The 14,712-nt window shown below is 64.8% G+C and carries 12 protein-coding genes; 6 read left to right on the plus strand and 6 right to left on the minus strand.

The genetic code is table 11. The features are described 5' to 3' along the window. Positions 1 to 391 precede the first annotated feature (391 nt). On the minus strand, positions 392 to 1,423 hold the full coding sequence (locus tag AC0GNR_RS18430; RefSeq protein WP_472900876.1) for an IS110 family RNA-guided transposase: 1,032 nt from the start codon (positions 1,421 to 1,423) through the stop codon (positions 392 to 394). Positions 1,424 to 1,616: 193 nt separating this feature from the next. On the opposite strand from AC0GNR_RS18430, the gene AC0GNR_RS18435 reads away from it, so the two are divergent. Continuing rightward, positions 1,617 to 2,219: a hypothetical protein gene (locus AC0GNR_RS18435; RefSeq protein WP_472902271.1), complete on the plus strand. Its 603-nt coding sequence runs from the start codon at positions 1,617 to 1,619 to the stop codon at positions 2,217 to 2,219. Between the two features lie 300 nt (positions 2,220 to 2,519). Here AC0GNR_RS18435 and hemH read toward each other — a convergent pair whose 3' ends face one another. Further along, positions 2,520 to 3,611 carry a ferrochelatase gene (gene hemH / locus AC0GNR_RS18440; RefSeq protein ID WP_472902272.1) on the minus strand — a complete coding sequence of 364 codons (1,092 nt, stop codon included), beginning with the start codon at positions 3,609 to 3,611 and terminating at the stop codon, positions 2,520 to 2,522. Between the two features lie 19 nt (positions 3,612 to 3,630). Between hemH and AC0GNR_RS18445 the strand changes: the two genes are divergently transcribed. The 5 genes from AC0GNR_RS18445 (at position 3,631) to AC0GNR_RS18465 (ending at position 8,760) form a co-directional block, all read left to right on the plus strand. Beyond that, on the plus strand, positions 3,631 to 4,374 hold the full coding sequence (locus AC0GNR_RS18445; RefSeq protein WP_472902280.1) for an HAD family hydrolase: 744 nt from the start codon (positions 3,631 to 3,633) through the stop codon (positions 4,372 to 4,374). 21 nt (positions 4,375 to 4,395) lie between these two features. Beyond that, positions 4,396 to 5,061, plus strand: coding sequence for a glutathione S-transferase family protein (locus tag AC0GNR_RS18450; protein ID WP_472902273.1), 666 nt, complete (start codon positions 4,396 to 4,398; stop codon positions 5,059 to 5,061). 415 nt (positions 5,062 to 5,476) lie between these two features. Next, a complete protein-coding gene (locus AC0GNR_RS18455; protein ID WP_472902274.1) occupies positions 5,477 to 6,517 on the plus strand; it encodes an ABC transporter substrate-binding protein in 1,041 nt (346 codons plus the stop codon). A 116-nt stretch (positions 6,518 to 6,633) separates the two neighbouring features. Further along, positions 6,634 to 7,521 carry an ABC transporter permease gene (locus AC0GNR_RS18460; RefSeq protein ID WP_472902275.1) on the plus strand — a complete coding sequence of 296 codons (888 nt, stop codon included), beginning with the start codon at positions 6,634 to 6,636 and terminating at the stop codon, positions 7,519 to 7,521. A 141-nt stretch (positions 7,522 to 7,662) separates the two neighbouring features. Further along, on the plus strand, positions 7,663 to 8,760 hold the full coding sequence (locus tag AC0GNR_RS18465; RefSeq protein WP_472902276.1) for a quaternary amine ABC transporter ATP-binding protein: 1,098 nt from the start codon (positions 7,663 to 7,665) through the stop codon (positions 8,758 to 8,760). A gap of 66 nt (positions 8,761 to 8,826) precedes the next feature. On the opposite strand, the gene AC0GNR_RS18470 is transcribed toward AC0GNR_RS18465, so the two are convergent. The 4 genes from AC0GNR_RS18470 to AC0GNR_RS18485 form a co-directional block, all read right to left on the minus strand. Then, positions 8,827 to 9,300 carry an SH3 domain-containing protein gene (locus AC0GNR_RS18470; RefSeq protein ID WP_472902277.1) on the minus strand — a complete coding sequence of 158 codons (474 nt, stop codon included), beginning with the start codon at positions 9,298 to 9,300 and terminating at the stop codon, positions 8,827 to 8,829. Between the two features lie 209 nt (positions 9,301 to 9,509). Beyond that, positions 9,510 to 11,939, minus strand: coding sequence for a Lon protease family protein (locus AC0GNR_RS18475; RefSeq protein ID WP_472902278.1), 2,430 nt, complete (start codon positions 11,937 to 11,939; stop codon positions 9,510 to 9,512). 45 nt (positions 11,940 to 11,984) lie between these two features. Continuing rightward, positions 11,985 to 13,346 (minus strand): hydroxysqualene dehydroxylase HpnE, encoded by a 1,362-nt coding sequence (gene hpnE, locus AC0GNR_RS18480; RefSeq protein WP_472902279.1) that lies wholly within the window; start codon positions 13,344 to 13,346, stop codon positions 11,985 to 11,987. A gap of 327 nt (positions 13,347 to 13,673) precedes the next feature. Then, positions 13,674 to 14,636 (minus strand): IS5 family transposase, encoded by a 963-nt coding sequence (locus tag AC0GNR_RS18485; protein WP_472900628.1) that lies wholly within the window; start codon positions 14,634 to 14,636, stop codon positions 13,674 to 13,676. Positions 14,637 to 14,712 lie beyond the last annotated feature (76 nt).

The following is a 14,712-nucleotide window of genomic DNA, read 5'->3' on the forward strand; positions in this document are numbered from 1 at the left end:
CTACAAGGGCTTCCCCCCAGATTGCAAGCAGCCTCCATCCTGGGTCTATTGCGCAGCAATAGACCCAGGTATCGGTATTCCAGTTTTTCCAATCAGATCCAACATTCGCAGCAGACGGCGGGCGGTTGATGTCGTGATGCAAAGGGTGCGGACGGCGGTACTACAAACGGTCATTGGTGCTGCATCTGCTGGCAGCGGACCCTGATGAAAGACGCGCGCCGGGGGCTCCATTCGTTAGTCGGGCTTGGGGAGATTTCTCCCCCGTTATCCCCTTGAGCTAATCGAGCATTCCCCAGCGCAGGTCCAACCTTTGCACATCAACTTTAGGCCTTCACGCGGCGGACTGTGGGATCTCGGATGTCATGTCACTTCAAGTCGTGGCAGGCGTGGTTCAGGCAGGCATCTTGAACCCCTCCCCACGTTGCAACACCGCCCAGCACATGCGCGCGTTCTTGGCCGCCACGGCCACCACCGCGCGCCAGTAGCCGCGCCGCTCGGCCAGCGCGCGAGCCCAGCGGCTGACCGGGTCTTGTCTGGGGTTTGTCTTGTTCATCGCCAGCGCCAGCACCGCCCTGGCGCCCATCACCAGCAGGCTGCGCAGGTACGGGTCGCCAGCCTTGGTGATGCGGCCCAAGCGCTGTTTCCCACCTGAGCTGTACTGCCCGGGCACCAGCCCGAGCCAGGCGCAGAACTGGCGGCCGCAGGCAAAGTCGTGCCCATTGCCCACGGTGCTGACCAGCGCCGTGGACGTGGTCTCGCCAATGCCCGCCAATTGCATCAAGTGCTGCGCGGGCGTGCTTTGGCGGGCCATGGTCTGGATGTGCCGGTCGTACTGGCCAATACGTTCGTCGAGCCGGGCGACCTCGTTCAGCAGGTCCCCAATCACCGTGTTGGCCCAGCCGGGCAAATCCTCCAGGCGGGCCATGGCTTCGCGGCGCACCACGGCTGCCTTGAGCGGCAGCACGATGCCCAGCTCCGAGAGCAGACCCCGGATGCGGTTGAAGGTGGCGGTACGCTGCTCCACAAAACCCTGGCGGGCACGGTGCACCAGCAACTGGCCTTGTTGTTCAATCGATTTGATCGGTACGAAGCGCATGTTGGGCCGGGTGACGGCTTCGCAGATGGCGGCGGCATCGGCCGCGTCGTTTTTGCCGCGCTTGCCCGAGAGGCGGTAGGGGATGACGAACTTGGGCGCCATTAGGCGCACGGTGTGGCCGCACTTTGCAAACTCACGCGCCCAGTGGTGGGCGCCGGAGCAGGCTTCCATGCCGATGAGGCACGGCGGCAGCGAGGCGATGAATTCGAGCAGTTTGGCGCGCGGCACAGTGGGCCGCACCAGGGCGGGCTTGCCTGTGGCGTCCACACCATGAACGGCAAAGACATTCTTGGCGAGATCGATTCCGACGGTGACAATGGCAGACATGGACTTCCCCTTCCGCAAAAACGAGTGAGTTGATGAAAAGTTCGAGCTTCCCATCGTGGCACTCAGTTGCCGAAAACCGCAAGCCTCACGGTGCGCGGCTCGCTCGGGACGGGGAAGTCCCTTTCATTCGTTAGGCGTCACAGGAAGCTTGTCCGGTACATTCCGTCACTCAGAAGAAGATCCTTTCCCGTCCATGCCAGAATCATACAAAGAAGCGTCTGAGCGCCACTTCCTCGAAGGCGTCGTTGCCGCCCGTGGCGGTCTTGGGCAAGATCGTTGCCCCTACCAGTACGCTGCCGAAGAAGTGTCATTGGCAACCAGTACAGCCCCGCTGAACTGGGCCGAAGGGTGGCAGTTTGGTCGCTTCACCATGATGCAGACTCTACGCAGGGGGCGCGCCCTCGAACTGCAATCTGCGTTGCGCCACCTTGGACAATTTCAGACCGCGTTTTCGGAGGCTTGCCGAGTCTCTAATCAAGGACTGCTCCAGTCCGGACTTAAAAGCATTCAAGCGAGCAGACGACTTAATGAGATTGCGGCAAGCATCAAAGACAGTCGAGAGTTCAAGCTTCTTCATGATCTCGGATACGAGTTCTACCTTCCGTGGCGACCAACTGAAGCACCGTATGAGTTCCGGCTGTTTGATCGTCAACTTGCGGTCTTCGGATACAACGGTAACAGCGAACAAACGCTCAGATCGCTCCTTCAGCGATATGGAGAACAGCACGGTATTCGAGTAGCGTGGGTAGAGTACGTTCGTGCCGAACCCTTGACTTACCCAGCTTTGCCAGCCTAAACGGACTAAGCGGCCGCGAGTGACGCCCAACCCCTCGTTCAAACGGAGGAGCTCCGGGAGGCCACCTTGGTTCGGTCGGCGGTGCGCGGTACATTTTTACGACCGGGCCAAGGCGCCCTACCTTCGCGCGCCGGACAACACGAACGTTGAACGACTGCTTCACCGCATGAGCGAAGACCGCTCATGGCCGTCAGCAGTCCCCCAACGGAGTTAGGCCAACAAATTTACCCGCTTTAGAACGGTCAGGCACCGCACCAAGACGCATGGCTTCAAGCGCCTAAGGCTCCCACCCCTCCAGCCTCAGTCCTTCGACCCCATCGCCAACGCCCGCTCCCGGCTCGCCTTCAGCGCCATCGGGTCATCCGCCTGTTTCGTGGGCCAGCCTTGCAGGTGGTTTTCCACCAGGTCGGTCAGGGCGCGAATCCAGTCCGGGCTGTCGTTCAGGCAGTCGATGTAGCTGAACTGCTGGCCGCCGGCGTGCAAGAACGCTTCACGCGCTTCCATGCTGATTTCTTCCAGCGTTTCCAGGCAGTCGCTGGTGAAGCCGGGGCAAACCACGTCCACGCTCTTCACGCCCTTTTGCCCCATGGCGATTAGGGTGGGCTCGGTGTAGGGCTCCAGCCACTTGGCCTTGCCAAAGCGCGACTGAAAAGTGACGGTGTAGCGGTCTTTGGCCAGGCCGAGTTTTTCGGCCAGCAGACGGCCGGTTTTGTGGCATTCGCAGTGGTAGGGGTCGCCCAGTTCCAGGGTGCGCTGGGGCACGCCATGGAAGCTCATCACCAGGTGTTCGTTCTGGCCATGGTGCAGCCAGTGCTGCTGCACCTTTTTGGCCAGCGCTTCGATGTAGCCCGGGTCGTCGTGGTAGCGGTTGATGAAGCGCATTTCAGGCAGCTGGCGCGCTTTCAGGCCCCACAGGGCCACGCCGTCAAACACGCTGGCGGTGGTGGTGCCGCTGTATTGCGGGTAGGCGGGCACCAGCAGCACGCGGGTCATGCCCTGGGCCTTCAGCTCGTCGAGCACCGCAGGGATGGACGGGTTGCCGTAGCGCATGGCGTAGCGCACCGTGACCTGGTGGCCGCGCTCGCCCAGGTAGCCGCGCAGCAGGGTGGCTTGTTTGTCGGTCCATACCTTCAGGGGCGAGCCTTCGGGCGTCCACACCGTGGCGTATTTGGCCGCCGACTTTTTGGGCCGCACGCGCAGGATGATGCCGTGCAGGATGAGCCACCAGATGGGCTTGGGAATTTCGACGACGCGGTGGTCGCCCAGAAACTCGGCCAGGTAGCGGCGCACGGCCGGGGCGGTGGGTTCGTCGGGTGTGCCCAGGTTGCACAACACAATGGCCGTGCGTGCGGCTTGACCATGCGAGAAGGGAGGTTCTTTGTTAAATGCCATGCGCTATTCTCCCGCAGACATGAAGACCCCCGACGCCACTCTCCCAACCGACGGCTGCGTGCCGTTGAGCCTTGACGTGTCGCGCATCCGCGCCATCACGATTGACCTGGACGACACGCTCTGGCCCATCTGGCCCACCATCACGCGGGCCGAAAACGTGTTGCAGGCCTGGCTGGCCGACCACGCGCCGGCCACCGCCGCGCTGTGTGCCACGCCCGGCGCGCTGCGCGAGGTGCGCAACCACATGAACACCACCCGGCCCGACCTGGCGCACGACATGAGCGCGCTGCGCCGCGAGTCGATCCGGCTGGTGCTGCAGCGCGCGGGTGACGACACCACACTGACCGAGGCGGCGTTTGAGGTGTTTTTTGCCGAGCGCCAGCGGGTGGAGCTGTATGCCGACGCCTTGCCGGCGCTGGTTTTTTTGAGCAACCGTTTCCCGGTGGTGGCGGTGTCCAACGGCAATGCCGACGTGCACCGCGTGGGCCTGGGCGCGCACTTTCGGGGGGCGCTCAGCGCGCGTGAGTTTGGCGTGGGCAAGCCCGACCCGCGCATTTTTCATGCCGCCGCCGAAGCTGCGGGCGTGAACCCCGCGCAGGTGCTGCACATTGGCGACGATGCCCACCTGGACGGCGTGGCGGCGCTCAACGCTGGCATGCAAGCCGCCTGGCTCAACCGCGAGGGCCACGCCTGGGCCCATGGGCCGCAGCAACCCCACACCACCGTGCCCGACTTGCTCGCACTCTGCCGCCAGTTGGGTTGACCCCTGTTTCAGGACACCCCCATGAGTCTCACCATTCACGGTATTCCCGCTTCCCGCGCCGTGCGCCCGCTGTGGGCCGCCACCGAGCTCGGCCTGCGCTTTCAGCACGTCAACCTGCCGTACCAGGGCGGTGCCACCCGCACGCCTGAGTTTCTGGCGCTCAACCCCAATGGCCACATTCCGGTGGTGGTGGACCAGCGGCCCGCGGAGCAGGGCGGCGAGGTGGTGGTGTGGGAAAGCATGGCCTGCGCGCTTTACATTGCGCGCCACCACGGCCAGCCCGACGGGGTCAGCATCACGCCGGCCAACCCGCGCGAAGACGCCGACGCCCTGCGCTGGAGCTTCTGGGTGGTGAACGAGGCCGAGGCGGACGCGCTCACCGTGCTCATGCACCGCATGGTCATGCCTGCCGAGCGGCGCAAACCCGAGCTGGCCGAAGCCGCCGAGCGCCGGCTAACCGTGCCGTTTCGGGTGATGGAGCAACACCTGGAACGCCAGCAGGCCATGGGCGCGGCCTACCTGGCGGCTGAGCGCTTCACGGTGGCCGACCTGTGTGTGGCCAGCGTGCTCAACTGGGCCCGCCCAGCCCACAGCCTCATGGCCGCGCACCCGCTCACCCACCAGTGGATCGTGCGTTGCATGGAGCGGCCCGCGCAGTTGGCCGTCAAGGCCCTGGGGCGCGGCTGACGCATCAACTGGGCCCACGCTACAGATCCGGCCCAGTGAAGTCTTAAAGTCCGTGCGGATTGAGCGTGTCGAAACCTTCCTCAGACATGGCACGAGCCCTTCGACAGGCTCAGGGCGAAGGGTTGACACTTCATAGGGCGGAATTAACAGGGCTTGCGCGGCGGTGGCTCAGCTGCCGGCAGGGAGTGGTCGAGTGAAACACTCGGATATCATTATATGAAAAGCCTCAGCATTTGCGTGCGGATTAGATAAAAAGCTATATTAAGCGGCTAAGTTCAATCCAACGCCCTGTTGGTTGAGCGGCTGGTCACCTCGGTTGCAGCAGCGTTCGTTTTCTCCAGGTCGTTGGGTGTGCTTATCGCATCCATCGGCGCCGCGCGTCGGTGGGTTCCCCACAGCGACACCGGAGAAAACCATGAAACCCACCCCCCAACTGGCTTTGGCCTTGATCGCCTCGGCGGCCCTTTTGGCTGCTTGCGGCAAAAAGGACGAAGCGCCTGCCGTGGCTGAGCCATCGGCCGAGTCCGCCGTTTGCGGCAAGGTCACGGTGGCCAACATGAACTGGCAGTCGGCTGAAGTGCTGGCCAACATCGACGGCATCATTTTGGCCAAGGGCTACGGCTGCGAGGTGGAACTGGTGCCCGGCGACACCATGCCCACGCTGACCGCCATGATGGAAAAGGGCCAGCCCGACGTGGCGCCCGAAGCCTGGATCAATGCCGTGCGCCAGCCACTGGACGCCGCCGTGGCCGAAGGCAAGCTGCATTACGCGGCCAGGTCGCTCACCGACGGTGGCGTCGAAGGCTGGTGGATTCCCAAATACGTGGCCGACGCCAACCCCGCCATCAAGACCATTGACGACGCGCTGAAGCACCCCGAGCTGTTCCCTTCGGTGGAAAACAAGAGCAAGGGTGCGGTGCACAACTGCCCATCGGGCTGGAACTGCCAGATCACCACGGACAACGCGTTCAAGGCCTGGGGTGGCACCGCCAAAGGCTTTGTGCTGCTCGATACCGGCTCGGCCGCTGGCCTGGACGGCTCAATTGCCAAGGCCTACGAGCGCAAAGAAGGCTGGCTGGGCTACTACTGGGCGCCCACCTCGATTCTGGGCAAATACGAGATGGTGAAGCTCGACGCCGGCGTGCCGCACGACAAGGAAGCGTTTGAGACCTGCAACACCAAGGCCGATTGCGACAACCCGACCAAGACCGACTGGGCCCGCGCCGAGGTGTTCACGGTGGTGACCGACCGCTTTCAAAAAGCCGGCGGCCCGGCCGTGACTTACCTGAACCAGCGCGCCTGGGGCAACGACACGGTGAACGGTTTGCTGGCCTGGATGAGCGACAACCAGGCCACGGGTGCCGACGGTGCGACCCACTTCCTGAAGACCCAGCCAGAAATCTGGACCACCTGGGTGTCGCCTGAAGCGGCTGAAAAGATCAAGGCCGCGCTGTAAACCGCAACGCCGCCTGATGGCGGGGCCGGGTGGTGCAAGCCCGGCTCCGCCGCACCGCGGCCGGCGCCCTTCAAGGTGCCGTGCCGCTGATCCTTTTTTCAGCCCAAGGAGAGACCATGTCCTGGCTCAATGAATTTCCCTCGCTGGGGTCGGAGACGCTCAGCGCCATGCGCCGCGCCATCGACGGCAGCTTTCGCAACTTCACCCGCGAATATGGTGAGCCGCTGGAGCGCTTGTTTGACCCCCTGCGCGACTTTTTGCTGTTCTCCGAACGCCTGCTGACCCAGTCGCCCTGGCCCGCTGTGGTGGGCGTGATCGCCCTCGTAGCCTGGCTGGCCTCACGCTCCTGGAAGATCGTGGTCGGCACCGTGGTCACCCTGCTGTTGATCGGGTTCTTTGGCATGTGGGACGACACCATGAAGACCATTTCCATGATCTTCGTGTGCACCTTGGTGGCCCTGGTGGTGGGCTTGCCCATTGGTATTGCCATGAGCCGCTGGGACCGCTTGCAAAAGCTCATCAGTCCGTCGCTGGACGTGATGCAGACCATGCCCAGTTTTGTTTACCTGATTCCGGTGGTGATGCTGCTGGGCATTGGCCGCGTGCCGGGCCTGATTGCGGTGGTGATCTACGCCATTCCGCCGGTGATCCGGTTCACCAACCTGGGCATTCGCCTGGTGAACAAAGACCTGCTGGAAGCGGCCGATGCGTTTGGTGCGTCGACCTGGCAAAAAATGACCAAGGTGCAGCTGCCGCTGGCCTTGCCCACCATCATGGCGGGCGTCAACCAGACCATCATGCTGTCGCTGGCCATGGTGGTGATCGCCTCGATGATCGGCGTGCAGGGCCTGGGCCAGCCGGTGCTCAGGGCCATTTCCAACCAGTACTTCACGCTGGGTGTGCTCAACGGCCTGGCCATTGTCGGCATCGCCATCATTTTTGACCGCGTGTCGCAGGCTTACGGCAAGCGGCTGCAGCGGCATCTGGAAGTCGTGCACCAGTGAGAGCCCCCCGCGCCGCTTCGCGTCACCCCCCAAGGGGCGACACCAGCCGTCTGGCAGAGCCAGCCCGGCGGTGTCCTGGGCGGGGTCCGCTTCGCGTGACCCCGGGCAGGCCACCGCCACGTTTTTGAATAGGAGCCACTGATGCAAAACCCCCTACCCATTGCTGGACTGTCTGCCAGCCCGCAAGCTGCGCCTGCAGGTATTTCCATTCGCCACCTCTACAAGATTTTTGGCCCCACCCCCGACAAGTTTCTGGGAGCCGTGCAGCAGGGCATGAGCAAGCAGGAGCTGCGCGATGCGCACGGCCATGTGCTGGGCCTGCGCGACATCAACATCGACATGCCGGCGGGCGGCATTCAGGTGGTGATGGGCTTGTCGGGATCGGGCAAGAGCACGCTGATCCGCCACATCAACCGCCTGATCGACCCCACAGCGGGCGAGCTGCTGGTGCCGGTGGGTGGGCGCGAGGTGGATGTGGTGAAGATGAACCAGCGCGAGTTGCTGCGGTTTCGCCGCGAGCAGACCGCCATGGTGTTCCAGAACTTTGCGCTGTTTCCGCACTACACCGTGCTGGAAAACGCCGAATACGGCTTGCAGGTGCAGGGCATCAAGCACAAGAAACGGCGTGAAAGCGCCATGCGCTGGATCGAGCGTGTGGGCCTCAAGGGCTACGAAGACAGCTACCCCAACCAGCTCTCGGGCGGTATGCAGCAGCGGGTGGGCCTGGCCCGGGCGCTCACCAACGACGTGCCCATTTTGCTGATGGACGAGGCGTTTTCGGCGCTCGACCCGCTGATTCGCAGCGACATGCAAAGTGTGTTGCTCGACCTGCAGCAAGAGATCGGCAAGACGGTGGTGTTTATTACCCACGACCTGGACGAGGCCTTGCGCCTGGGCGACCGCATCGCGATCTTGCGCGACGGCGAGGTGGTGCAGCAGGGCACCGGGCAGCAGATTGTGCTGAAGCCGGCCAACGACTACATCGAGAGCTTTGTGCGCGATGTGAACCGCGGCCGCGTGATTCGCTCGCGCACGCTGATGGTGCCGGGCGCCCGCGTGGACGGGCCCGATGTGGACCCGAGCCTGGTGATTGAAGAAGTGGCCCGGCTGCTGAGTGCCGACAACAAGGAAGCTGCCAACGTGGTGACCAGCAAGGGCAAGCACCTGGGCACGCTGACCATGAGCGACATCATTGGCGCCATCGTGCCGCCCAACCCGGAGGCGGCGACGTCGGCCTGACAGGCCAGGGTTTCAAAAAAACGGCGGGCCTTTGATGCCCGCCGTTTTTTTGGGCGTGACTGCGGCTTACCAGCCCCAGAGCAGGGTCTTGGCGATCCAGCCGCCTGGGCCCTCGGCGCGCTCCACCCGCACCCAGTCGGCGCGTTTTTCGCGGGTCCGCAGCAGCTCACCGTAATCGGCCTTGCCAACCACGCGGTGCTGTGTGCCCGGTCCGCTGCGGATGTTGGCCACCTTGGCTTTCACGACGTGGTGCGGCGCGTTGCCTGTGAGCGAGCGCGCCACCCAGCCCGTGTCGCCTTCGAAATCGCGCACCTGCACCCAGGTGCCTTTGCGCTGGGTGATCTGCAGCGGGTACCCTTTTTTCAACTCCCACAAAACGGGCGCGTTGGTGCCCGGGCCGCTGCGCATGTTGAGGGTGGCACCGCTCACGCTGACCATCTGTTGAGCCGGCTGGGCCTGCGCCAGGGCGCTGGCGCTGAGGGCCGCGATGCACAAGCCTGCGGCGGCCAGGCGTTGTCGGGTGAGGGTGGTCCAGGTCATCGGTGGGGGCTCCTTTTCGCTCGGTTGAAAAAATCAAGCCTGTGGGAACACACCGAGCCCCAGAGGTTCCCCCCAGCAGCTCCTTATAGATCCGGCCCAGTGAAGTCTAAAGTCCGTTCGGGTTGAGCTTGTCGAAACCTTCCTTAGACATGGCACGAGCCCTTCGACAGGCTCAGGGCGAACGGTTGACACTTCATAAGGGCGAATCGTTAGTAGCGGGTGCGGCGCGCGCGGGTGCCGCCCCCGGCACGCTGGCAGGCCCGGCGGTAGGCCAGCAGGGTGTGGGCAGCGCGCCCCAGCACGCTGTCGGGCGCGTAGACCACCGGCTCGCCCGGTGCGGTGGGCAGGCCGGCGGCCATGCCGGTCATCAGCGCCAGGCCGTCTTGTACCCGCGCCGCGGTGTGGATGTGAAAGCGGCCCTGTGCCACGGCGTCCACCACGGCGGGGTCGAGCATCAGGTGGCGCAGGTTGCGCTCGGGAATCAGCACGCCTTGCTGGCCGTCCAGCCCGGCGGCCTCGCACACGCGAAACCAGCCCTCTATTTTTTCGTTGATGCCACCCACCGGCAGCACCTCGCCGTGCTGGTTGAGCGCGCCGGTGACGGCAATGCCCTGCAGCAGCGGCACACCCGCCAGCGAAGAAAGCACCGCAAACAGCTCGGCGCAAGAGGCCGAGTCGCCTTCCACCCCGTGGTATTCCTGCTCGAACACGATGGAGGCGTTGAGCGCCAGCGGGGCCAGATGGCCAAACAGGGCGGTCAGGTAGCTGTGCAAAATCAGCACGCCTTTGTCGTGGATGGGGCCGGACATCTCGACTTCGCGCTCGATGTTGAGCAGCCCCTGGTTGCCGGCGTGGGTGCGCGCGCTCACGCGCACCGGCAGGCCAAAGCGCCAGTCGCCCAGGTCGATCTGCGTCAGGCCATTGATCTGGCCGATTTCGCTGCCTTGGCAAGAAATGAGCTGCTCGCCGTCGGCAATGGACTCGCGCAGGCGCTGCTCGGGGTAGTCGTGGCGTAGGCGGCGCGCGGCCAGGGCGGCTTCCACGTCGGCGGCTTCCACGCGGCTGGCGGCGCGGGCGCGGCACAGTGCGGCGCTTTCGGCCACCAGCGCTTCGGTGCGTGCAAAGATGGCGCTCTGGCGGGCCTGGTCGTCCACCTCGCGGTGCGCGTCTTCCAGCAAGCGGGCCACGGCCGCTGCCGACAAAGGCGGCAGGCCGTGTTTGCGGCAGGTGTGGGCCACAAACACGGCGGTGGCCTGGCGCGTGTCGTCGGTGGCGGTGAAGCTTTCCGCAAAGTCCACCTTGACGCGAAAGCGCCGGGCAAATTCCGGGTCGCCTTCTTGCAGCGCGTAGTAGTGTTCCACCGACCCGATCAGGATGAGTTTGACTTCTGCGTCCACCGCCTCGGGCTGCAGCGACACGGCCGCCATGGGCATCAGCGCTGCGCCCGGTTCTTCAATTTGCACCCGCCCGCTGCGCAGGTAGCGGCGCATCTTTTCCCAGGCTTGCGGGTCGGTGAGCAGGTCGCGCAGGTGCAGCAGCAAAAAGCCGCCGTGGGCTTTGAGCAGGCTGCCGGCGCGCACACGCGAAAAGTCGGTCATCAACACGTCTTCTTCGGCCTGGTATTCGATGCTGCCAAACAGCGCGTGCGTGACCGGGTTGTCTTCCACGATCACCGGCGCACCGTTCAAGGCGCTGTTGTCCACCACCACATTGACCTGGTAGCGCATCAGCAGCTGCTCCAGCGCGGCCAGGCGCTGTTCGTCGTCTTCGTCCTGCACGATGAAGAGTTCAATGTGCTCCAGCACGTCGTGCAGCACCCGGTCGAGGTAGTGACCGAGCTTCACCGAGTCCTTGATCTGCTTTTTCAGGCTGACCCGGATTTCCTGCAGCTCGTGGTCGAGCAGGGGCTTGGCCACCTGGCGGCGCAGCGCGGCCAGGCCTTCGTTCATCACGCGGGCCATGGGCCGGGTTTTGTCCAGAAACTGCGTGATCTGTTCGCGCAATTCGGTTTCGGCCTGGTCCACTTCGGCGCGGCGTTCGCGCGACAGGCTGTGCGCTTCTGCGGCGGTGAGCGCGTTACCGCTGTCGCCCATGAGGGTGAACACCAGGTGGCCTTCTTCGCGAAACAGGTGAAAGTGGCGCGCCTCGGCAAATGCCTCCAGCGCCGCAAAGGCGCGCGATTCTTCGCTCTTGTAGGTGTTTTCTATGCGCTCGCTTTCGGCCTTGAAGTCCTCGCTGTCCAGGCGCAGGGGCACGTCGCGCTGCAGCGTTTTGCACAGCTGCTGCATCAGCTGGCGCAGTTGGCGCCCCTGCCCGGGGGGCATGCGCAGCGCGCGCGGGCGCTCGGGTGCGTCAAAGTTGTGCAGGTAACACAGATCGGGCGGCACCGGGCGTGTGGTGGCCACGCTGTGCGCCAGTTCGCGCAGCAGGGTGGAACGGCCGCTGCCCACCTCGCCCAGCACAAACAGGTGGTAGTCGGGCTGGTCCATCGCCATGCCAAAGCGGGCGGCCTTTTCGGCGCGCTCCTGGCCGATCCAGGGCACCGGCTGCGCCAGCAGTTCGGTGGTGTCTTGAAAACCCAGCGAGCCGGGGTCGATGGTCAGCCGAAGCTGTTGGGGCTGGAGCGGGGTGGTGGGCATAGCCACCCTTCTAACGCGGTGCCCAGGTTCCGCGGTTGATGCCGATCAAAGTTGGCGCACGGCGGCCAAGCCGCTGCGCACCGCGCCTTCAAGCGTGGCGGGGTAGGGCCCGTCCACATAGTCGCCCGCCGCCCACAAACCGGGCGCAATGGCCTGGGCCGGGCGCTGCAGACCGGGTGTGCAGGCAAAGGTGGCGCGTTTGTCCACCACCGTTTGCAGGGCTTGCAGGTGGGAAAGCCCCAGCTGCTGCGCCGCCTGTTGCAGCACGCGGGCTTGCAGGTCGTCGCGCTCGCCTTCGCTGGCGCTGACGACAAACGCCAGCACGCCCTGGGCGCTGGCGTCGTGCGGGTTGAGCTGGCCGCGGTCAAACACAAACTGGGCCGGCGCGGCCTGGGCATCGGGCTCGGTGCGCAAGGCCAGCATGGGAGACGCCAGGCGCACGCCGGGCGCCCAGGCGTACACCGTGGTGATGGCGGTGAACGCGAGCGCGTCGGCGGTGTTGGCCCAGCGGTGCAGGGCCTCGGTCATGTCGGGTGCTTCGGCTTGCGCGCTGAGGGCGGCGCAGCGCAGGGCCTGGGCAGCGGGGCTGGCGGCGGTGGCCCACACCACACGGTCAAAACGCGTTTGCCAGCCGCTGCCATGCAGCTGCCAACCACCGGCCTGTGGCTGCAGGCCCAGCACCCGGGTGCCCAGGCGCAGCTGGGTGCGACCGCCATGTTGGGCTTGCAGCCACTGCGCGGCGGCGTTGGGCAGCAAGGCGCTCAGGTCGGTGCGGGGCAGCAGCAGGCTGGACGCGGCCCAGCCGCCAAAGCCGGTGCCAAACAGCGCGTCGCGCATCACGCACATAAACACCTGGGCGCTGGCCTGCGCGGCCGGCAGGTTGAGCGCTGAAACACACAGCGGCTCGATCAGCTCGTCCATCACCCGCTGGGGCAGCGCGGCACACAGGCCCGCCACGGTGCGCTGCGGCGCGCAGACAAACCCGGCGCGCTGCCAGGCCAGCGATGCACGAACCAGCGCCCAGCGCTCGCGCCAGCGCCAGCCCTTGGCCGTGGCAATGGCGGCCACCGCGTCCAGCGGCGCGGGCCAGCCGGCCGCCCAGCGGGGTGTTTGCAGACCGGTGCCATCAGGGTAAGGCAGGGACAGCGGCAGGCACAGCAGCGCGCTGGCCGGTGGCACGCCCACGCGCTGCATCAGCGCCAGCGTTTCGGTGTAAGCGCCAATCAAGATGTGCTGGCCGTTGTCCAGCGTGAGCGGCACACCGTCGGGCCGCTGCGCGGGCAGCGCGCGGGCGCGGCCACCCAGGGTGCGGGTGGCTTCAAACAGTGTCACGTCCCAGCCTGCGTCTGCGGCCTCGACCGCCGCGGCCACACCAGCCCAACCCGCCCCGACGATGGCCAGTTTCATCTTGAATGTCCCGTGGGGTGCATCGGGTTCGGTGGGGTGGCTGGGTTCTTCATGGGGCTGTGGGTTGTTGTGCTGTGCTGTGCTTTGCTGTGGCGCAAGTGTACGTAGCCGCTGCAACGGCTGTTGCCACCGCACAGGGGTTGAACCGCCTTGGTGCGCGCGCATTTTTAAGGTTGCGTTAAGGCAACGCTGAACAAGCGGTCGATCCAGCGACCCGTTGCCTCCTGATTGCGCCATGCGAGAAGCAAGGTCAAATCAAGTGGATTTCGTACCGTTTCAGGGCCATTTCGACCTTGTGCACGCGTTTGGCGTGCGCTGCAGACGCACTCATCCCATGAGGCGCTGACGCGCCAGGTAGATGTTGGCCAATCCCAGCGCCACGAACGAGCGCGTGGCGTTCTTGGCCAGCCCCCGGTAGCGCACCTTGGCAAAGCCCCACAGCCGCTTGACCACTGCAAAGACGTGTTCGACCCGCGCCCGGATTCTGGACTTGTTGCGGTTCTTCGAGCGTTCGGCTTCATCGACTTCACCGCCCTTGCGCACGCGCTGGTTGGTGAAGTCTTTGGCCTTGGGCGCCCTGGAAGCGATCAGCGTCTTCTGGCTAGCGTAGGCGCTGTCGCCGTACACGCGCTGCTCGTTGCCGTGCAGCAAATCGGGCAGCGGGTGTTTGTCGTGCATGTTGGCCGCTGTCACCACGGCGCTGTGCGCCAGCCCGCTGCGACTGTCCACGCCGATGTGCATCTTCATCCCGAAATACCACTGCTGACCCTTCTTGGTCTGGTGCATCTCGGGGTCACGTTGCTTGTCTGCGTTTTTGGTCGAGCTCGGTGCGCCGATGATGGTGGCGTCCACGATGGTGCCGGTACCGACCTTCATGCCCTGCGCCTGCAGCACCTCTCCCACTTTGGCAAACAAGGCCTCGCCCAGTTGGTGCGTCTCCAGCAAGCGGCGAAACTTCAGCAGCGTGGTCGCATCGGGCACGCGCTCGCGCCCGAGGTCTATGCCGACAAAGCGCCGCAGCGCGGTGCTGTCGAGTAGCGCATCCTCGCAGGCCTCATCGGCCAGGTTGAACCAGTGCTGCACGAAGTACATGCGCAGCATACGCTCGAGCCCGATCGGTGGACGCCCGTTGCCGGCCTTGGGGTAGTGAGGCTCGATCACCGCGCACAACGCCTGCCAGGGCACGATCTGCTGCATCGTGGCCAGGAAGGTATCGCGCCTGGTCGGCCTGCGGTAAGGCTCAAAACCTTCAGCTTGATCGGCGGCCATGGCAAGGGTTTGCTGTTTCATCTTCATCTGCCTGTTCGTCTGTACTGCAACGGTACAGGTAAACACCACGCTCGAGCAGTACTTAATCAGCGTTGCC

The organism is Hydrogenophaga sp. LT287, assembly GCF_055702805.1.